At 47.6% G+C, this 21,663-nt stretch carries 11 protein-coding genes; 7 read left to right on the top strand and 4 right to left on the bottom strand.

Going from position 1 to position 21,663, the window contains the following annotated elements; all coding sequences use genetic code 11:
* The first annotated feature begins 29 nt into the window (after positions 1–29).
* From QUA74_RS10345 to QUA74_RS10315, 7 genes are all read left to right on the top strand, one after another.
* On the top strand, positions 30–341 hold the full coding sequence (locus QUA74_RS10345) for a carbon dioxide-concentrating mechanism protein CcmK (RefSeq protein WP_006635059.1): 312 nt from the start codon (positions 30–32) through the stop codon (positions 339–341).
* Between the two features lie 96 nt (positions 342–437).
* The gene (locus tag QUA74_RS10340; RefSeq protein WP_006635058.1) at positions 438–779 is read left to right on the top strand and encodes a carbon dioxide-concentrating mechanism protein CcmK; all 342 of its coding nucleotides are present in this window, start codon (positions 438–440) and stop codon (positions 777–779) included.
* Positions 780–1,059: 280 nt separating this feature from the next.
* The gene (locus QUA74_RS10335) at positions 1,060–1,365 is read left to right on the top strand and encodes a EutN/CcmL family microcompartment protein (protein WP_006635057.1); all 306 of its coding nucleotides are present in this window, start codon (positions 1,060–1,062) and stop codon (positions 1,363–1,365) included.
* Between the two features lie 118 nt (positions 1,366–1,483).
* Positions 1,484–3,136, top strand: a complete 1,653-nt coding sequence (locus tag QUA74_RS10330; protein ID WP_333327717.1) for a ribulose bisphosphate carboxylase small subunit — start codon at positions 1,484–1,486, stop codon at positions 3,134–3,136.
* Between the two features lie 289 nt (positions 3,137–3,425).
* Complete coding sequence (locus QUA74_RS10325; protein ID WP_333327714.1) at positions 3,426–4,106, top strand: carbon dioxide concentrating mechanism protein; 681 nt, start codon at positions 3,426–3,428, stop codon at positions 4,104–4,106.
* A 204-nt stretch (positions 4,107–4,310) separates the two neighbouring features.
* Positions 4,311–5,084 carry a BMC domain-containing protein gene (locus tag QUA74_RS10320; RefSeq protein ID WP_333045652.1) on the top strand — a complete coding sequence of 258 codons (774 nt, stop codon included), beginning with the start codon at positions 4,311–4,313 and terminating at the stop codon, positions 5,082–5,084.
* A 390-nt stretch (positions 5,085–5,474) separates the two neighbouring features.
* The gene (locus tag QUA74_RS10315) at positions 5,475–6,515 is read left to right on the top strand and encodes a tetratricopeptide repeat protein (RefSeq protein ID WP_333327711.1); all 1,041 of its coding nucleotides are present in this window, start codon (positions 5,475–5,477) and stop codon (positions 6,513–6,515) included.
* A 162-nt stretch (positions 6,516–6,677) separates the two neighbouring features.
* On the opposite strand, the gene QUA74_RS10310 is transcribed toward QUA74_RS10315, so the two are convergent.
* The 4 genes from QUA74_RS10310 to QUA74_RS10295 all read right to left on the bottom strand — a co-directional run bounded on the left by QUA74_RS10310 (position 6,678) and on the right by QUA74_RS10295 (position 21,663).
* A complete protein-coding gene (locus QUA74_RS10310; protein ID WP_333327708.1) occupies positions 6,678–7,865 on the bottom strand; it encodes an aldo/keto reductase in 1,188 nt (395 codons plus the stop codon).
* A gap of 58 nt (positions 7,866–7,923) precedes the next feature.
* Positions 7,924–12,264, bottom strand: a complete 4,341-nt coding sequence (locus QUA74_RS10305; protein ID WP_333327706.1) for an amino acid adenylation domain-containing protein — start codon at positions 12,262–12,264, stop codon at positions 7,924–7,926.
* A 298-nt stretch (positions 12,265–12,562) separates the two neighbouring features.
* Positions 12,563–18,427, bottom strand: coding sequence for an amino acid adenylation domain-containing protein (locus QUA74_RS10300; protein ID WP_333327703.1), 5,865 nt, complete (start codon positions 18,425–18,427; stop codon positions 12,563–12,565).
* Entirely contained in the window at positions 18,424–21,663 is a 3,240-nt protein-coding gene (locus QUA74_RS10295; protein ID WP_333327700.1) for an amino acid adenylation domain-containing protein, read from the bottom strand. The genes QUA74_RS10300 and QUA74_RS10295 overlap by 4 nt, the downstream gene beginning before the upstream one ends.

Below are 21,663 nucleotides of genomic sequence, written 5' to 3'. Positions count from 1 at the left end.
TTTCGCTCATCCTCAAAGGAGATTCAAAAATGTCAATTGCCGTGGGAATGATTGAGACAAAAGGTTTTCCCGCTGTTGTGGAAGCGGCCGATGCTATGGTCAAAGCTGCCCGCGTTACCCTCGTGGGCTATGAAAAAATCGGCAGCGCCCGCGTCACCGTAATTGTGCGCGGCAACGTGTCGGAAGTCCAAGCCTCAGTCGCAGCAGGAGTGGAATCAGTCAAGCGGGTCAACGGCGGAGAAGTCGTCTCTACCCACATCATCGCTCGCCCCCACGAAAACCTAGAATACGTTCTGCCGATTCGATATACAGAAGCAGTAGAACAGTTCCGAGGCTACTAAGTTCTTAGCGCACAAAAATTTCGTTTAAGGAAAATTTGTGCGATCGTCAAAAATTAACTGTTTAGTTCCCCAAATATTCAATCAGGAGTAAAACCAATGGCAATTGCAGTTGGCATGATCGAAACATTAGGCTTCCCGGCAGTGGTAGAAGCCGCTGACGCGATGGTCAAAGCAGCCCGCGTCACCTTGGTAGGCTACGAAAAAATCGGTAGCGCTCGCGTTACGGTCATTGTAAGAGGAGATGTCTCCGAAGTGCAAGCTTCCGTCGCCGCCGGAGTAGAGTCAGTGAAGCGCGTTAACGGCGGACAAGTGATGTCCACCCACATTATCGCCCGCCCTCACGAAAACTTAGAGTACGTGCTGCCGATTCGCTACACCGAAGCTGTAGAACAGTTCCGTGAAGGCGTGAGCGGCATTCGCCCCCTCAACAGATCATAAGATAGGCGATTCCCTACGGGATAGCTTCGCTTCACGGCGGTGAGGGGCGTTTGGTAATTAAAAATTAAAAATCGCGAGGTTTTTGATTTAGCATTTTTAATTTTTAATTGAGGTGGGTATGGGATATTGGTTATTAGTCATGAGTCATGAGTCATTAGTCATTAGTTACTAGACGAAGATCTAAAAGGCGGACAGCGGACTGAGGACAGAGCTAATAAAAAAAAGACAAGTGACAGTGTAAAAATGACAATTACCAATTACCTATTACCTATTACCTAAAATGCAAATGGCCAAAGTTCTCGGCACAGTTGTCAGTACCCAAAAAGAGCCGACGCTGAGAGGATCGAAATTTCTACTGCTGCAATTCATCGATGAGGAAGGTTCGCCAGTTCCCGGCTATGAGGTAGCCGCTGATTGTGTGGGTGCTGGTATCGATGAATGGGTTTTAGTAACCCGAGGCAGCGCAGCCCGGATTGCACCCGGAAGCGAAAACCGTCCGATCGATGCTCTGGTAGTAGGCATTATAGATACTGTCAATGTAGAAAACCGCCTCATTTACAGTAAAAAAGACGACCCATACGGCTAGTTGCAACCGTTAGCAGTTAGCAGTTAGTGGAAAAATAACTAACAACTAACAACTAACAACTAACAACTACCAACTAACAACTAACAAAAAGATTTTTCAGCTTAGGAGAACTTAATTTATGGCAGTCCGCAACGTTGCGGCTCCCCCGACGCCTTGGTCGAAAAACTTGGCTGAGCCCAAAATTCACGATACCGCCTTCGTACATTCCTTTTCTAACATTATTGGGGATGTGCATATCGGTTCTAATGTGATGATTGCCCCCGGGACATCTATTCGCGCCGATGAAGGTACTCCTTTTTATATCGGACAAGGAAGCAACATTCAAGACGGAGTAGTGATTCACGGCCTAGAACAAGGCCGAGTCACAGGAGACGACGGCAAATCCTATTCTGTGTGGGTGGGGAAAAATACTTCCCTCACCCACATGAGTTTAATTCACGGCCCTGCCTACGTGGGCGAGGATAGCTTTATCGGCTTTCGCTCTACGGTGTTCAATGCCAGAGTGGGCAAAGGCTGCATTGTCATGATGCACGTACTAATTAAAGATGTGGAGATTCCCCCGGGTAAGTACGTGCCTTCGGGAGCCATCATCACTAATCAGAAGCAAGCCGATCGCTTGCCAGACGTTCAAGATTCTGACGTTCAATTTGCAACCCATGTCATCGGCATCAATGACGCTCTGAGAACGGGTTATCGCTGCGCTGAGAACATCGCCTGTCTAGCACCAATTCGCAACGAGAAAAGTACAAACCCAAACATGAATCAAACCAAATATTCTACCCATGCCGGCACCCAATTGAGTCCAACTCTAGCCGATAGCATCCGCAATTTACTAGCCCAAGGATACAGCGTGGGAGCCGAACACGCCGACGCGCGCCGCTTCCGTACCGGTTCTTGGCGCACTTGCGGCCCGATTTCCTCAACCCGTGACTCAGAAGTAATCGCGGCTTTGTCAGCTTGCATGGCTGAACACCAAGGAGAATACGTCCGCTTGATCGGGATTGACACCAAAGCCAAGCGCCGCGTACTAGAAGAAATCGTCCAAAGACCGGGAGACAACGGCTCTAACGGTTCTAACGGTGCGAAAACTCACCAATCTAACGGTAAAGTTGCACAAGCTTCCAACCACAATAGCGGTTCCGTGTCAAGCGGAAAATTGAGTGCCGAAACAGTGGCTCAGGTTCGCGGCTTGCTAGCTCAAGGCTACAAGGTGGGGACGGAACACGCCGACGCGCGCCGCTTCCGCACCGGTTCTTGGCAAAGCGGGGCTTCGCTGCAAGTGAGAAACGAATCTGAGGCGATCGCCGCTTTGGAAGCTGTGATGAACGAGTACCCGGGCGAGTACGTGCGCTTGATCGGGATTGACCCGAAAGCTAAGCGACGCATAGTTGAAGAAATTATTCAGCGTCCCGACGGCCCGGTTGGTCAATCGGCTAACCCGGCAGGAACATCTAAGTCGGCAGCAACATCGGGATACAAAGCAGCTTCGACTGGTTCGGCGAGCAACGGAAGTTTGACCGGCAAGACGATCGACCAAATCCGCAACCTGCTTTCCCAAGGCTACAAAATTGGCACGGAACACGCCGACGCGCGCCGTTTCCGCACCGGTTCTTGGAGCAGTTGTGCCCCGATCGCATCCAACCGCGAATCTGAAGTGATTTCTGCCCTCGAAAGCTGTCTCAAAGAACACAGTGGCGAGTACGTCCGTTTGCTTGGCATCGACTCCAAGGCGAAGCGCCGGGTCCTCGAAGAAATTATCCAACGACCTTAATTTGCCTGGTAATTAGCTTGTTTCTCCCGTTAAGCCCTCGCACAGGTGCCCACGGGAGAAATCCAAGCGGATTGAAGTTGGATTTGAGATAGTTAAAAAGCTCGATTGAGAAGGGCTGGTCAAAATCTAGAATCTTCTGGAACTTTCTAGAAAACGTTAAAGCATCAATCTTCTCAGTATTAGTAAATTATCGTTTCTTAGATTGACATGGTTAAATTTATTAGTCGAAAAAACCCATAATTTAAAGTCCTTTGATCTAAAAAAATAGCTCCTTTCATGGTGAAGTTGAATGTATTTATCGCCACTGCAATTAAGTAGCAACTCTCAGATTTTGATGAGTGGCGATGTAGTTGTGAATGAGGGTGCGGCGATCGCCCCTGGAGCAATCCTGCAAGCAGCTCCGGGCAGCCGGATCTCGATCGCCGCCGGTGCCTGTATCGGTATGGGAGTTATCCTTCACGCCCGTGAAGGTACTCTGGAAATCGCGGCGGGCGTTATTCTGGGTGCAGGGGTGCTGGTGGTAGGTGCGGGAACGATCGGGGAAAATGCCTGTATTGGCGCCGGAACGACCCTAATCAATCCTTGTATCGAAAAAATGCAAATTATGCCAGCAGGTTCTCTAATGGGAGATACCAGCCGCCAAGCCGCTGCAGAAGAAGCAACCGCAACAGCGCCAACAGCAGCGCCAACATCACCAGAAACCCCCGAAGCGACTACGCCACCAGTCGATCGACCGATCGAGCCGATCGAGCCGCCACAACCCGCCCCAACACCGCCTCAAACGGAGCCGGAGACTGCCCCAGACCCGCCGGAATCCACCGCAGCAGAGCCTCCCCAACCAGGGGAAACGCCGACTATTCTCTACGGTCAAGCTCACATCAATCGGCTGTTGGGGACGCTGTTTCCGCACCGGCAAGCTTTTAATCGATCGGACGAAAACGGCCAAACTCTATCGGGCGGTTCCGGGTAGCCGTCATTTCGGCAAAAGGCAGCTATGCTGAAGGCAGAAAGATCAAATATAAATAGGTAATCTCATATTATTGGTAGCTCAGCAATTTGTAAGGCCTTGCAGCAGCAATCTGTGTCTTGTAGCTCGTGCAGTCTGTCTTCTCATCTGAGAAACTAAAACTATCAACAAATTTTTATTTTGGGAAGTTTCTAAAGGTAATAGAAGATGGACGGACAAACAGATCGTAACAGTCACGAAGAGCGATCGCAGCGCCAGGAATACTTCAAAGACACTGCTTTGGGTTTGGTATCCACCAAGAGTTTTCCGGCAATTGTGGGGACTGCTGACATGATGCTGAAGTCGGCAGGAGTGATTTTAGTAGGATACGAAAAAATTGGTTCCGGTCACTGTACCGCGATCGTCCGGGGCAGAATTTCGGATGTGCGTTTGGCTGTGGAAGCTGGAGCTCAAACTGCCGAACAGTTCGGGCAGTTTGTTTCTAAGTTGGTGATTCCTAGACCTTTGGCTAATTTGGAAGTGGTTTTGCCGATCGGCTTTCGGCTGACTGAACTTTCCGAAAGTGGCAATTATTCTCGGCTTAGCAATCAGGCGATCGGTTTGCTCGAAACGCGGGGATTTCCGGCAATGGTCGGTGCTTGCGATGCTATGCTCAAATCCGCAGACGTACACTTGGCAGCTTACGAGAAAATTGGCGCCGGTTTGTGCACGGCAATTATTCGCGGTGCAGTTGCAGATGTAGCAGTAGCCGTAGAGGCCGGGATGTACGAAGCTGAGCGAATTGGCGAGTTGAACGCGGTGATGGTAATTCCGAGGCCTTTGGAAGATTTGGAACAAACTTTACCGCTGGCGAGTTGCTGGATCGAGCACCGTAAACCTGTGATGATGCCCGTGTCGGTTAAGGAAAAGGAACAAGAATTGATTGAACTTCCAGATTTGGAGAAATTGACTGTTTATGTGGAAGAGGAAATCAATCGGTAATTGGTAATTAGGCAACAAAAGTTTGTAGAGACGTACTGCAGCAAATAATGGGACGAAGTTTGTCAAAAAAATATAGAGTTTACTCGGTAGGACTGCTGGCAACAATTTATACAGCACCAAGTAAAACTAGACTTTTGAGATCCAGTCGATCGTCGGGTAAACAATCGAACTGACTAATAAGTAAATCCAGCCGACGTGCAGAGCCTTTCAACAGGATTTAACTACTGTTAAAATAAACCCAAAATCCTGTTTAGGGTAGATTGCCGGGAATCATTTAAGAGTTACTCTGACCGCAGGTGGATGCTCTTTCAACAGATTAACGGCTGTCGAACTCAAAACTGACTGCACAGGAATCAACCCCCAGCATCAAGCAATCCTGAAAGTTGACCTATGAACCTCAAACAATTTTACAAGCGTGGTTTGCACAGCGCCAAGAAAGGAAACTATGAAGCAGCACTTGAGGACTTCGATCAGATACTGCAAGTCAATCCCGCGGATGCCAAAGCCTATAACAATCGCGGCTTGGTTTACTACTACATGAAAGACTACCAAAAAGCGATCGCAGACCTCAGCCAAGCCCTAGATATCAATCCTAATTTCTTCGAGGCTTACTTGAATCGAGGCAATGCTTGGCGTCATCTCGGAGAACACGAAAAAGCCATTGAAGATCTCAACTGCGCTTTAGCAAATAAGCCTAACAGCCATGCTATCTACAACAACCGGGGACTTGTACTTGCTAATTTAGGAAATTACGAAGAAGCAATAGAAGACTACAATCGAGCTCTCTCTCTCAATTCCCACAATTATAAAACCTATTACAACCGGGGGCGCGCTTACTACCTTTTGGGAGAAAAAGAGGCAGCAACAGAAAACTTTAACGAAACGCTGCGGTTGAATCCTAAATATATCAAAGCTTACATAAATCGAGGTCTCTGTTACCACCAATTAGGAGACAATACGCAGGCGATCGCCGATTACAACACTGCACTCGGCATCGATCCACAAAATGTTTATGCCTATTATAACAGAGGTTGCGTTCGCTATAAATTAAAACAAATGCAGCTTGCAATTGAAGACTTTGACAAAGCAGTGGAACTAGAGCCCAACTATGTTAAAGCTTATCTCAACCGGGGTTTAGCGCTGTATAAACTTGGAGATGTGACGGCAGCAAATAGAGATTTTTACCACGTAATGTGCATTAATGCTGAAGCTTATGTATACTACCAGGCCCAGCGGTGCACGCCTGATATTAATTCGTACTTTAAGGAAGCGCCACAGGTAGAACTTAATAATGCTGTCGAATACTACAACACAACCTTAAATACGATGTCAACTTCTTTAAGTTCAGCAGCATTAAACGCGGTCTGGAATCAAGAAGATTTGGAGAACAGAGACTCGATTATCTGTGAAGGTGAATTTATTAATGATTGATTTAGTCAGTAATCAGGAAGCTTGCGTACTTAGTGGGCTAAAATGTTACAATAATATCCAATTTTAGGACACTAAGTACGGAAGAACCATAAACATTAACTGAAACTATTCCATAATGCCATTCAAGATTTTAAGTTCAGCCGTTCTCCGGCAAGGGGAACTTCAATTTCCCTTTAACACTTCAACAATTGAATCAGTAAGTTCCTGAAAGCTTGCTCTCCCAAGCCGCCCGACAGCAGCAAGGGCTAGGTTCTCTTCGATATGTTTTGGCGCTTTCATCCCTACAAGGGCACTCAGGAGGCCAGGGGCGCTCCGGGTATATTGGAGCGCCCGCTGGCAGTCTGTCCGCAAGCTTTCGCCAAAGGCAGAAGCAATCTTTTCTGGGATCTGACCGATAACCTGCGCTTCACAGATCGACCTACTGGCGATCGCCCAAATGCCTAAGCGATCGGCAGCTTCCAATACTGAGACTTGTTCTCCTTCGATTGTTTGAGTTGGAGTTAGCACCGCTTCCGGCATCCCCATATTCAAAGGAAGCTGGATAAACCGAAACCGATCCTCTTTGTTCCCAGCTACTTCCCGAGCAATGGACTTCGCACGCGCCAAATCGATATGGTTTGTTTCAGTTGGAAGTACGCGAAAAGCATTCCAAGTTGCCAGACCGTAATTGGCAATTTTTCCAGCTAAAACTGCACCTTCAAGTACCTCAAAAACTTCTCGCAACCGATTGTAAAAAGTATCTGGTTCAACTTGAGAAAGTAGCTTTTCTGGATTGTGAAGATAGTAGACATCGATTGTCTCAATGCCGAGGTTGGCGAGGCTCCAATTAAGCTGATCTTTAATGTATTGTGGGTGGATGCAGTAACGCTCCTGGGCCAAATCTGCCATGCTGACAGTAGAGTTGCTTGGCTCGACGTACTGCTGATAAAACCAGTCTACATGGTTTGGATTTGGATGCGGAACAACGCCGCCTTTCGTACAGATAATTAGTTCATCCCTTGAAGCTTCTCCCGATTCCAGGAGACGCCGGATAGCCTTTCCGACACTCCGCTCTCCGTACTGGTAGCGGTAGTTAATTGCTGAGTCAATTACGTTGGCACCCCGCCGAACCGATTCAACTACAGCTTCCGCCACCAGAGTGTCAGTATACTCATCTGGTTCGCCAAGGTAAGTGCCAATTCCAATCGAGCTGACAACAAGCGAACCAGTTTCTCCGAAGTGATCGGCTGCACAATTTTTGTTGTGCCGTTCCCTGTAACGCTGCGTTCCTTCTGCGGTAGCTCTGCCTGCGATCGCGATCGCATTATTATTTCCTAAGCTAACATTCATTAAGTTTAAGCCCTCCTTCATTGAAAATCCTCCTCAAAGTGAGCAAGGTAGAAGCGCGATCGCTCGCGCGTCTACATTTTTAGACCAGATGTTTGGAAGCCTCTATTAACTGGCGATCGACGAGATAGGAAAAATAAGTCCGAAACAAACTCGCATCCGCTTGCGGGCAGATAATGTCCGTTCCAGAAAGTCCCTTCAACGCATTCTGGCAATCGAATTGCAGCGTGGCAGATTTAGCCATTTCTGCTTCCGAAACTTTTTCCGAGAAAAGACCGACAAGCGGATACAACGCATTTTCTGGAGAATATCCAGCGCGATTGATTATTTCTGCTTGCCAAGTCTCAGACGAAACTCGTTTGATTGGATAACCCATGGAGCAAATCCAGCCAAGCAATTCACTCATTTGAAAGGACTGAGGGTTGACTAAATGAAAAGTCTTTCCGAGCAATTCTTTTTGGCTCGAAAGATGAACGATCGCTCGGCTCACATAGTCAACAGGCGCTACATTCATCAGCTTATCGTCATCGGGCGCACATCCAAGTTGCACGCAACCAGCGATTAACCTGTACAGTAAGTCACTGGGATTGCAAGCCCCTGTTTGGCTGTCCCCACAAATGCGACCTGGCCTGTAAATGCTAACAGGAACGCCCCGACCGCGCGCGACCTCTACTAACTTTTCTGCCACCCACTTAGTCTGAGTGTAAGCGCCTTTTAGACCCTCTCCGGGAGTTAGTTCATCCTCCTCTCGCACCACCTTAATCCCAGATTCCCCCATTGCCGAGAAAACGGAAATCGTAGAAATTAAATGGACGGGTTTTAGCTTAGTTTGACTCGCCAATCTCAGAACTTCCTGCGTCCCCAAAACGTTAGCGGGTTTGAGAACAGAGTAGGGATAAGTAAACTTGACAAACGCGCCATTGTGGTAAATGACATCAATTTTACTGGCTAAAACTAGGAACTGCTCTTCGGAAAGCCCCAAAAGTGGTTGAGACAAATCTCCAGCAATTGGGATAATGCGATCGCTGCTGCTTTCATCCCAAATTAAATAGGATTCGAGGCTGCTTTGAATCCGCTTTTTAGCTGATTCTGAATCGGCAGAACGGACTAGGCAATAAATTTCTGCTTGAGTTTGTTGCAAGAGGTCGCGGAGTAAAAAGGCTCCCAAAAAGCCCGTCGTCCCTGTTAAGAAAATGCAAGCTGGTTCAGTTTTTGGCTCGCTCAATGGAGTTGCAGGGCGAATTGCCGGATCTAAAACAACTTCAGCGTTAATATCGAAACTTGCAGTGCGATCGCCCGCAGAATCCGCCCCATGCTTCACCTCAATATTCTTTGCTAAAGCAGCGATGGTAGGCGCTTCAAAGAAACGGCGCAAGGGCAATTCCTTTTGGAAAGAATCTCTTACCTTTGCTAGCAACTGAGTAATCAGTAATGAATGTCCCCCCAAATCAAAGAAATTGTCATAAATTCCCACTTTTTCCAGCCCTAGCAGTTGGGCCCAAATCTCAGCCAGCATTTTCTCAATGGGAGTGCTAGGAGTGACAAAAGTATCTGCTAAATCGGCTCTCGCCGCCTCCGGCGCTGGCAGCGCCCGCCGGTCTATTTTTCCATTAGCAGTGAGGGGCAATGCTTTCAGTACGACAAAAGCAGAAGGAACCATGTAGTCGGGCAGTTTTTCTTTTAAAAATGACCGCAGCTCGTTAATAGCGATCGCTGATTCCCTCGCGGGTACAACATAGGCAACTAAGCGCTGATTCCCCGGTTCATTTTCCAGTAGCAAAACTACTGCTTCGCGCACAGCGGAATGTTGAGATAGCGCTGCTTCTATTTCCCCCAATTCAATGCGGAACCCTCGCAGTTTAACTTGGCTGTCGATCCGTCCTAAAAACTCAATATTTCCGTCCGGCAAATACCGAGCCAAATCTCCTGTTTTATACAGACGCGCTCCTTGTTCGGCGTCGAAGGGGTTGATGATGAATTTTTCTGCTGTTAATTGGGGTTGGTTTAGATAGCCGCGAGCTAAAGAAGCACCGCCGATGTATAACTCGCCGGACACGCCAATGGCAACTGGCTGCAAGTGCGAATCAAGTAAATAAATCTGCGCGTTATTGATAGGGCGACCGAGGGGAACTGTCTCAGAAATACAATTTTCTCGGTCTTTGATGGGATAAGCCAGCACGCCTACGGTTGCTTCTGTTGGCCCGTAATGGTTGAAGACTGAACAGTCTGGGGCGTATTTCTGAATAGTTTCGAGCAAATTCCAACTTAAGGGCTCGCCGCCAAGGATTAATCGCTTTTTCGGCAAAACCTGCGCCGGATCAGAAGCAGTTAATAAAGCTTTTAGATGGGAGGGAACGATTTTGAGACAGTCAATGGAATGCTGCTGAAAGTAAGTAGCGATCGCCTCTGGATCGGTGGCGCGTTCCTGGGAAATTATGTGAAGGCTTCCTCCCGTACATAAAGCTGGAAAAATTACTGTATTTCCTAAGTCTGCTGCCAAGGTAGAAACGGTTGCGAAACTGCCACCTGATGGCAGGTTTAGCCGTTCCTGAATGCTGTAGAGGTAATTGACGAGCGATCGGTGTTCAATTGCCACTCCCTTTGGCGTGCCAGTGGAACCGGAAGTATAAATGACATAAGCTAAATTTTCAGGAGAGAGATGAGGAGAGAGAGAGGGGGAGACAGAGGGCATTTCTGCGTCTAAGCAAACGATTTTTGCCTGAGTTTTTGGCAAGTTTTCGATTAGCTGTTGTTGCGTTAATAGCACTGCGACTCCGGCATCCTGCAACATCAAGGCGAGGCGCTCTTTTGGCATGGCCGGATCGAGTGGCAAGTATGCGCCGCCTGCTTTGAGAATGCCGAGCATTCCGGCGATCGCATCCACAGATCGCTCAGCACAAATTCCCACTAATCCTTCGGATTTTACTCCTAATTGTTGTAGGTAATGAGCGATTTGGTTGGCGCGGGCGTTGAGTTCTCGGTAGGTGAGTTGCTGATTGTCACACACAACCGCAAGGCGATCTGGTACGCGCTCCACTTGTTGCTCAAATAGCTGGTGAATGCACTTGTCTTTTGGGTAATCTTTCTGTGTTTGGTTGAACTCAACTAAGACTTGGTGGCGGGCGCGATCGCTCAGAATTTCCAACTCGCCGAGAGCGGTTTCTGGCTGATTAGCAGCACTTTTTATTAAGGTGTAGAATTGCTCTGCTAAACATTGGATCGCTTGTTCCCCTATCAAGGCCGGATCGTAGTGAAACTCAGCGATGAGAGCATCCTCTCGGCGCACGCAGGAGAGTTTAACTTTGAAGTGATCGCCGCAGACATATTGCTGGTAAATTGAAAAATCTACGCCAGCCGCCGCATACTTTTCTACTTGTTCCTCGAACTCAAAGCAAAATGGCAATCCAGCCGATCCGTTTATATCATCCCGGTTGAAATATTCCTGCCATTTATAAGCCTCGCTTTCGGATTGCTGAATTTCCTGCCAAACTTCCTGAAAGGTAAAATTTTCTTGCAGTTGGCTGCGAAGCGGTAAAAACTTGGCAAATAGACCGAGTGCTGGTTCTAATTCTTCATATTTGCGATTGTCGAAGGCGGTGCCAATAATGATTTCTGCCTTTCCCGCCCGCCGCCAGAGCAACGTTTTCCAGCAAGCTAGAAAGAAAGCAGATATTGAGGTTTTGTAGCGGCGGGCGATCGCTTCTATTTCTTCTAGTAAGCTCGGTTCTATTTTAACCTCAAAACACTTGGGTTCAAAGGCATCAGAAACGCCGATTATTTTATTTTCAAAAGGCAATTTTAAACTGGCTAGCGCCGAGTAGTCCCGCTCAGTCCAATATTTTTTGCCCTCTGCAGCCTCTTCATCCTCAATCAATTCATTCTGCCATTCCGAATATTGGACATATTGCACCACTTCGTCGGCGAATTCCTCACCTTGCAAGCAAGCTGCATAACACTGGCTAATTTCTCGAATTATATTTTTGAGGGTGCGAGAATCGGCGCACAGGGAAGGCAGGCTGACCACCAAAATGTGCCTGTTTGCTGATAGAAAAATTAAGGATAAGCGCCAAATTGGATTTTGTTCAAAGTTGAAAACTGAGCTTTTTTCGTTTTGAAAAAATTCAGATAGTTTAGCCACTTGTTCTGGCGGCGTCAAGCATTCAAGATTAACACTATGCCAGGAAATTAAGCTGCGATCGTTTATCACTTGAATGGGAAATTTAATCCCAGAACGTCGCTGAAAGCTCGTCCGCAGAATTTCGTGGCGATCGCTGACTTTTTGCAGCGCTTCTTTTAAGACATTTGTTTGGAAATTGCCCTCGATCAAAATCGCACATTGAGCGCGATAAGCGGGACTATCTTGTTGCAACAGCCACAGATATTTTTGTTGAGGAGAAAGCCGAAATCCATTAATTGTTTGCATTGGTTATATTGCTTTATGTTTTAGGATCGCCAGGAACTTTAGTCCAAAGCTTATAGCTCAAGTCTGTTAAAACTAGCATCTTGTACCATTGTCAAGAACAGGCATCTTGCCTGTTCCACAATAAAATTTTTCTCTTGTGGAACAGGCATCTTGCCTGTTCCTAAACAAGTAATTGAGAATGGTGCAACATCTCAGTTAAAACAGACTATGGGGAAGGCGTTCAAGTGGCGGCTACTGGCAATTATAAATTCATACCAGAGTCAGACTTGGCCGACTTTTGCGAGAGAGGATTCAGCTTTTAAATCTCTGCTTCACCGATCATTTCGCCCATTGCCACCACAATTTTGCGCTGCCCGACAAATGGATTGCGGCTGTGAGCAGCCAACATATTATCTAACATTAATATGTCGCCAGCTTGCCAAGGGAAACTAACGGTTGCCTGCTGATAGACGACCTGAATTTCTGCCATTACCGAGTCTTCAATGGGAGTGCCGTCGCCGTAATAAACATTGCGAGGCAGGTTTCCTTCTCCAAAGACAGATAATAAGGAGTTGCGGACGGCCGGATCTAAGCATGAAATGTGGTGCAAAGGAAGTTGGTTAAAAAATACCATCTCTCCAGTTTTGGGGTGCTTGGCGATCGCCGGCCTCCGCTTGCGAGTTCTGAGCTTATTTCCGTCTTTCCACTCAAATTCTATGCCCGCTTGACGGCAATATTGTTCCACCTCAGTTTTATGCGCCGTTTTGAAAAATTCTTGCCAGCTTACATCGAGTCCGTCGGTGTAGTTGCGGACGTACATCAGTTGCTTTTGGGCGAATTTTTCTCGGAGTTTGGGGTCTAGCAACTGGTAAACTTTCCGACAATCAACGATCGGGGTTTCGCCGCCTGACTGCGCGGGTTGAACGCAGAAAAACCAGATTTTCATGGGCCAACGGTGCAGGTGCGAACTTTCGTTGTGAAAGAAGATGGTTTGCTCGGCAGGATAAGGGGTCGAACCGTAAACTTTTCCGCCGATTCCTTCGCGCGGCAAATCTCCGTACTCGCCGAACAGTTGCGGACAAATCCCCAAGGCAAACTGCTCGAAAGTAGAAACTAAGGGCTCGGTGAAGCCTCGAAACAAAATTGCGCCGTGTTGCTGCAATTTTGTTTCGATCAAAGTTCGGCTGTTTTTTGCCCAATCAATGAGATCGACATCGCTGGCAGCGGGTTTAATGACTAGCGGCAATAGTTCCCCAGGCTGGAGAAATTCGGTTTTTATCAACTCGCCGTCTGGCAGAGTGACTACTTTCGGTTTAACACTCTTAAACTTGCTAAAATTCAGCTTTTCGCGCTTGACTTCTTGCATTGCTTGTTGTTCCCTTTCCGCTTTTGTGAGAATTTCTAAGTTATTTAACCGAGTCTCAGGCTCCGCCACAATGCTGTTGAGTAAGGTTTCAAAACGGCTGGACATTTGCTCGATGGCGGCGGCATCGAAAAGGTCAGTGTTGTACTTCCAAGTGCCTGCAATTCCTTGCTCGGTTTCTCCCACGAAGAGAACTAAATCAAATTTAGCGATGCCGCTGTCAAGTTCTAAGGGAGTCAAAGTTAACCCGCCTAGCTCTAAAGTAGGCATGGGCATATTTTGCATGACGAATAAGACTTGAAAGAGCGGTGTTTGATTCAGGCTGCGATCGGGCCGCAATTCCTCCACCAATTTGTCGAATGGTAAATCCTGGTGAGCGTAGGCTTTTAAGGTGACTTCGCGCACGCGATCGAGCAATTCAATGAAAGTAGGATTGCCACTGAGATCGCCGCGCAAAAGCAAGATATTGACAAAGAAACCAATCAGAGCTTCTGTTTCCAATTGGGTGCGGTTGGCGAGGTCGGTGCCGACCACCATGTCATCCTGATTTGTCGATCGATATAGCAGGGTTTCAAGAGCAGCTAGCAACGTCATAAATAGGGTGACATTTTGTTGGCGGCTCAGCTTGTTGAGCGCTGCGGAAAGGTTTGGGGAAAGCTGGAAAGGTTGAACGGCAGCGCGATAGGTAGAAACAGCGGCGCGCGGTTGTTTGGCAGGCAGTTGCAGCACTGGTAAGTGATTGCCTAAGTGTTGCTTCCAATAGGCAAGTTTTTCTTCTAAAACTTCCCCAGAAAGCCAGTTTCGCTGCCACACGGCATAATCGGCGTATTGGATTGAAAGTTCGGGAAGTGGGGAGGGTTTGCCAGTGCAAAAAGCTTCGTAGAGGGTTGCCATTTCCCGCACGAGTACCCCAAGAGACCAGCCATCGGCAACGATGTGATGGATGGTTAGCAATAAGATAAATTCTGTGTCGCCTAACTGTAGCAAAGTGACTCGCATTAATGGCCAGTTTGCTAAGTCAAAAGGTTGTTGCGCTTCCTCGGCGGCGAGTCGCATAGCTTCTGCTTCTCGCTGAGATTGAGGAAAGTGCTGCAAATCTACAAGTGAGAGCGCGAAAGTAGGTTCGGGAATTATCAACTGAATGGGCCGCCCTTCCACCGCGCCAAAAGTTGTCCGCAAGGCTTCGTGGCGATTGATAACTGCTTGGAAACTACGCTCTAATGCTGTCACGTCGATCGCACCTTTCAACCGCACGGCAGCGGGGATATTGTAAGCCGGATCGCCCGGTTGCAACCGATCGAGAAACCAGAGCCGCTGTTGTGCGAAAGAAAGGGGCAATTCTGGGCCTCGCGGTGCGCGATCGATGGGAGGTGCTTCCAGTTTTTGCTGGCTGCTGCCGATTTGGGAAATGCGGGAAGCGAAGCTATCCCGTAGGGAATCGCTCAAACTTGCCACTGTTGGCGATTCAAATAAGACGCGCAGGGGCAATTCAATTTGAAACGCTTCTCGCAGGCGCGCGATCGCTTGAGTAGCTAATAGGGAATGTCCTCCCAATTCAAAGAAGTTATCGTGAATTCCCACTCGCTCTAAACCGAGAACTTCAGCCCAAATTTCTGCTATTAATTGCTCGTCTGGAGTTCGAGGCTCGGTAAAATTGCTCTCGAATTCCGCTGTGTTTGTGTCAGGTGCTCTTAGCGATCGCCGATCGATTTTTCCGTTAGGCGTTAAAGGCATTGCTTCCAGCAGCACAAACGCTGACGGCATCATGTACTGCGGCAGTTTTTGTTTGAGAAAGACGCGCAAGTGATTAATAAATTCTGAATGCGTAGGATCTGTGTCCCCGTGTCCGCCCCGGAGTTCTGAGTTAGCAACGATATAAGCTACTAAACGCTTGTCGCCCGGATTGTCCTCTCGAACCAGTGCGATCGCTTCTCGCACGGCTGGGTATTGGCTGAGTACCGCTTCAATTTCGCCTAATTCGATGCGAAATCCGCGAACTTTCACCTGGTGGTCGCTGCGCCCCATAAATTCAATGTTTCCATCTGGGAGATAGCGAGCCAAGTCCCCGGTTTTATAGAGGCGTTCTGAAAGAATAAACGATGAAGGATTGTTGACTGTTGACTGTTGACTGTTGACTGTTGACTGTTGACTGTTGACTGTTGACTCGATTTTATGATTCCGATGCAACCGGAAACGATATGAAGCATGAATTCCGTCCTCTGCAAAGGGGTTAGGAATAAACTTCTCTGCGGTCAGTTCCGGTCGGTTTAGGTAGCCTCTAGATAAGCCGGCACCGCCGATGTGCAGTTCGCCAAATACGCCAACGGGAACCGGCATTAAATAGCGGTCTAATATGAAAATTTGAGTGTTAGCGATCGGGCGACCGATGGAAACTGATTCATCTTTGCAATCAACCTGATAGAGAGTAGACCAGATAGTGGTTTCTGTAGGGCCGTATAAATTCCACACAGAAGCGCCGCGCAAAAGCAACTGATTGGCTAGCTGTCGGGGTAAAGCTTCTCCCCCGCAGAGTATTTTTAATTGATTGTTTCCCTGCCATCCTGCTGCTAAAAGCATTTTCCAACTGGCTGGAGTAGCTTGCATGACTGTCGCGCCAGAATTTGTTAATGTTTCTAAAAGCTTTTCCCCGTTAGATGCCACTTCTCGGCTGGCTACAACAACCCGAGAACCTGTTGTAATAGGCAGGAACAGTTCCAGCGCTGCAATGTCAAAAGATAAGGATGTTACTGCTAGCCAAACATCTCGGTCTGCGATCGCGAGTTGTTGGCGCATAGAACTCAAGAAGTTAACGGCAGAGGCGTGGGAAATTTGCACTCCTTTGGGTTTACCTGTTGAGCCTGAAGTATAGATGACATAGGCTAAATTGGAGGAATTTTGTAAACCCACGAGTGGCTCGTCGCTGCTCGATATGCCTTCCCAATCTCCATCCAGAAACACGAGGGAGGTGCTATTCTTGGGCAGGGTTTCTAATAGCTTTTTCTGAGTGAGTAACACTGAAATTTTCGCGTCTTCCAGCATGAATGCAAGGCGCTCTGGTGGATACGCTGGATCGAGGGGAACATAAGCGCCACCGGCTTTGAGAATGCCGAGAAGCCCTACCATCATTTCTAGGGAACGTTCGACATAAATTCCCACCAAAACTTCTGGTTTGACACCGATTTTTTGCAAGTAACTGGCGAGGTTATTTGCTTTTTGGTTCAGTTCCCGGTAAGTCAGACATTCATTTTCAAAGACGACAGCGATCGCATCCGGCGTCCGCTCTGTCTGCGCTTCAAATAATTCGTGTATGCACTTATCTTGCGGAAAATTCGATTGAGTATTGTTCCACTCGAACAGCAGTTGCTGCTGTTCAGGTTTCGTCAATATTTGCAAATTTGAAATCCGCTCTTCGGGATTGGCAGCTATACTTTCTAGTAAGGTTAGAAAATGTCCGGCTATCCGTCGTGCAGTGCTAGCGTCAAACAAATCTTGGCTATACTCAAGCGTTCCATTAATACCCTCTAATCCTTCCTCCAGGTCAAGCGCTAAATCTAATCTCGCCGTTTTCTGTTCTATTTCCAAACTGCTCAACGTCACTTCTGGCAATTTTATCTGCGGCGTCCGAACATTTCGCAGAGAAAACAACACCTGAAATAGCGGATTATGACTTAAATCTCGTTCGGGCTGTAGGATTTCTACCAGTTTCTCGAAGGGCAAGTCCTGGTGGTTATAGGCGCCGAGAGCTACTTCTCGCACGCGACCAAGTAACTCTTTAAAAGTCGGGTTGCTCGACAGATTGGTGCGGAAAACTAAGGTGTTAGCAAATAAGCCAATTACTTCCTCGATTTCGCGTCGGTTGCGGTTAGCAATGGGGGAGCCGACTAAAATATCTTCTTGCCCGGTGTAGCGATAGAGCAATGTTTTAAACGCTGCCAGTAGGGTCATAAATAAAGTAGCTTTTTCCCGCTGGCTTAATAGGGTCATTTCCTCTGCGATTGCCTTGGGAATGGTGAATTTATGCACGGCACCTCGGAAGGTTTGTACTGCCGAGCGGGGGCGATCGGTTGGCAAATTTAGTACCGGGAGATTGCCTCCAAGCTGTTTTTTCCAGTAAGCAAGCTGCGTCTCTAAAACTTCTCCCTGCAACCACTGGCGCTGCCAACTTGCAAAGTCTGCGTACTGTACCGACAGTTCGGGAAGGGGAGAAGGTTTGCCAGTGCAAAAGGCTTGATAAAACGTTGCGAGTTCCTGGATGAATATTCCCATTGACCAGGCATCGAAAATGATGTGGTGCGTACTCAATAGCAGCACCCAGTTGGAATCGCTCAAGTGCAGCAATTTGGCACGCAATAAGGGTGCTTGTGACAAATCGAAAGCAAGCTTTGCTTCTGCGGCGATTAACCGTTCTACTTCGCGAGATTGTTCAGTTTCAGGAAGACCTCGCAAATCTATTTCTAAAATTTTCAATTCCAGGTTTGAAGCGATCGCCTGAACGGGTTGCCCGTTTATTGTTTTAAAAGCCGTTCGCAACACTTCATGACGCTTGACAAGTTCGTTGAGACTGCGATCGAGAGCTCTCGCGTCGAGTGTTCCCGTCAAACACACGCCGGCGAGGATGTGATAGGTAAAGTTGCCGGGAGTTAGTTGCTCAAAAAACCACAACCGCTGTTGAGCAAACGACAGAGGAAAATTGTTAGACTCTCGACTTTGAGGCAGAATTTTTTCTAGCGAAACGCTTTCTTTTTTCTGGTTGAGCCGCTGCAACAGCAACTCGCGCTTTTCGGGAGAAAGAGCCGCGATGCGTTCGATTAAATCACTCATTTGCTGACTCCTTGTTGGGCGATAATTTCCTGAATTTCGGTTTCTGACAGTTGATCGAGGTCTGCTAAAACTTGAGCGAGCATTTCACTGTCTGTTTGTTCGGCTTGCTTTTGCGCGATCGCTACTGCAAAATCGGCGAAAGTGGCCGACTCAAATAAACGCTGCAAAGGCAACTCGACCTGAAATGCTTGGCGCACTCGGGAAATTACTTGAGTTGCTAATAGGGAATGCCCTCCTAATTCAAAAAAATTGTCGTAAATGCCGACTTTTTCAATTTTGAGAACTTCAGCCCAGATAGCGGCTAAAACTTCCTCGATATTTGTGCGAGGCGCGACAAAGTTTCCTGTCAACTCCGGTCGCATTTCGTCAGGTGCCGGCAGCGCTCGTCGGTCTATTTTTCCGTTAGAAGTTAAAGGAAAACTTTTGAGTATCACAAAAGCAGAAGGCACCATGTACTCGGGCAATTTTGACGTTAAAAAATTGCGAATTTCCTTGTCGGTAGGTGCTTGTTTCTGCTCGGAAATCAAATAAGCCACGAGGCGCTTTTGTGCCATCTCGTCTTCTGGCGCCACAACTACAGCCTGCGCGATATCTGGATGTTGCCCCAGCACCGCCTCGATTTCTCCCAATTCAATGCGGAAACCGCGAATTTTTACTTGACCGTCAATTCGCCCGATAAATTCGATGTTTCCGTCTGGCAAATAGCGAGCCAAGTCGCCGGTTTTGTACAGTCGCGTCTTTGCTTGCGTGTCAAATGGATTGGGAATAAATTTTTCTGCGGTTAATTCAGGGCGGTTAAGATATCCGCGCGCCAAATTATCACCGCCGATGTACAGTTCACCAGCTACGCCTATCGGCACCGACTGCAAGTAAGAATCCAAGATATAAATCTGAGTGTTGGCAATCGGAAGACCGAGTGGCACTGTGTCAAATTCGCACCCAATTTTATCAAATTCGACTTGATAAGTCAGCACACCTACAGTGGTTTCAGTTGGTCCGTAGTGATTGAATACTGAGCAAGTGGGAGCAAGATTGCGAAGTGTTTTAATTAAGCTCCAGTTGGCAGATTCACCTCCTAAAATAAGCCGTTTACCAGGCAAAAGTGACTTGGGTTGAGAGGAATTTAAAAGGGCGGCTAGGTGAGAGGGAACTATTTTGAGGCAGTCGATGGGATGGCGGCAGAAATATTCACCCAGTGCCTCTGGATCGGTGGCGCGTTCTTGGGAGATAATATGCAGGCAACCGCCGAAACAAAGGGCGGGGAAAATCGCTGTGTTTCCTAAGTCGGCGGCGAAGGTGGAAACGGTAGCAAAACTGGCATGGGCTGGTAGGTTTAATTTTTCCTGAATGCTGTGCAGGTAATTGAGCAGTTGCCGGTGTTCGATCGCGACTCCTTTGGGCGTGCCAGTGGAACCGGAAGTATAGATGACGTAAGCTAAATTGTCAGAAGAGGCGCGAGCGGTGTAAGATGCAGAAACAGTGGGAATGTCTGTATCTATGCAAACAATATTTGCCTGAGTTTTCGGCAAGCTTTCGATGAGCCGCTGTTGTACGAGCAAAACCTTCACCTGAGCGTCTTCTAGCATTAGCGCTTTGCGCTCTATTGGGGTCGTTGGAGCGATGGGTAAATAGGCACCACCGGCTTTGAGTACGCCCAGCATTCCTACGATTGTTTCTAAGGAGCGATCGAGGCAAATGCCAACAACGACTTCTGGTTCAACTCCCAAGTTTTGCAGGTGATGGGCGAGTTGATTGGCGCGATGGTTGAGTTCTCGGTAGGTGATTTTTTCACTTTCAAAGACGACGGCAATGTTGTCTGGGTTGCGTTCTGCTTGTTCTTCAAAAAGCTGATGAACGCATTTATTTTTCGGGTAATCTTTTTGAGTTTGGTTAAAGTCAATGAGAAGTTGCAGCCGATCGCGATCGCTCAGTATGTCTACCTGACTGATAGCGACTTCTGGATTTTTGACTATGCTTTCTAAGAGCGCCTGAAAGTGTTCTGACAAGCGCTTTATATCGGCCGCAGCAAATAAAGCGGAATCGTAGTGAAATTCAGCGGTTAGGGAATTGCACAGGCGAAGGCAGGAGAGCTTGAGTTTGAATGGCTCTAGGCAGGCATCTTGCCGAACAAGGGAAAATGAAACGTCTAAATTATCATAGTTCTTAGGCTCTCCTTGGAACTCAAAGCAGACGGGCCAAAAGCTGCTGCTTTTTTCGTTTTCTAGGATTTCTTCCCAGCTAAAATATTCTTGCCAGTTGTACATCTCGTTGAGATTAAGCTCAACTTGCTGCCTCGCTTGTGAGAAATTTAACTCGTCTTGCACTGGGCCTCGTAGGGGTAAGTATTTGCACAGCAGCCCCAGAGAGTGTTCTAATTCTTCATATTTTCTGCCGTCAATCGCTACGCCGATTATCGGGTTTGGCTCTCTGGTAAGCCGCCAAATGAGAATTTGCCAGCAAGCCAGCAGGAAGGCAGAAATATCGCTTTTGTGCTTTGGGGCGATCGCTTCGAGGCTGTTCAACAAATCACCCCGAATTTCCACCCTTTCTACTAGCGGCTTAAATTCCGCTTCTGAATTCTTCTTTTCCCAAGGAAGCGTTAATAAATCCAAAGATTCAATGTTCAGCTTTCGCCAGTATTCTTGGCCGATGGCCGTTTCTTCTGATTCGAGTAACTCATTTTGCCACTCAGCAATATCGGCATATTGCATTGACTCATCAGAGAACTCTTCCCCGCACGCGCAGGCTGAGTAAGAAAGACTGAGTTCGCGGGTAAAATTTTTCAGGGTGACGCTATCTGCAATTAAGGCAGAGAAGTTCGCCAGCAATAGGTGCTTGTTTTGCGCCCGAGTGACTAAAGAGAGATGCCAAAGTGGGCCGCGCTCAAAATCAAAAGGAAGCAGATTTAGTTGCTGAAAAAGCGCTTCTATTTTAGCTTCTTGTTCTTCGGGAGACAAACCGCTCAGATTGTATTCCGAGATAGGAACTTCACCAGTGCTGGCGATCGCTTGCAGGGGTAGTGTCATCCCAGGCAAGCAGTGAAAACTCGTCCGCAGGATTTCGTGCCGATTCACGACATTTTGCAGCGCCCTTGTTAAAATCTCTCGATCGAGGTTTCCGGTAATTAAAATTGCACCTCGAACGCGATAAGTCTGTTGGCTTTTATTTGGCTGTAACCCCCACAGATGCCGTTGCTGTGGAGAAAGTCTAAACCCTTCGATTGTTTCATTTTGCAT

It is taken from the genome of Microcoleus sp. LAD1_D3, assembly GCF_036702135.1.
Taxonomy (GTDB): Bacteria; Cyanobacteriota; Cyanobacteriia; order Cyanobacteriales; family Microcoleaceae; genus Microcoleus.
This window is presented reverse-complemented; position numbering and strand designations above follow the sequence as displayed.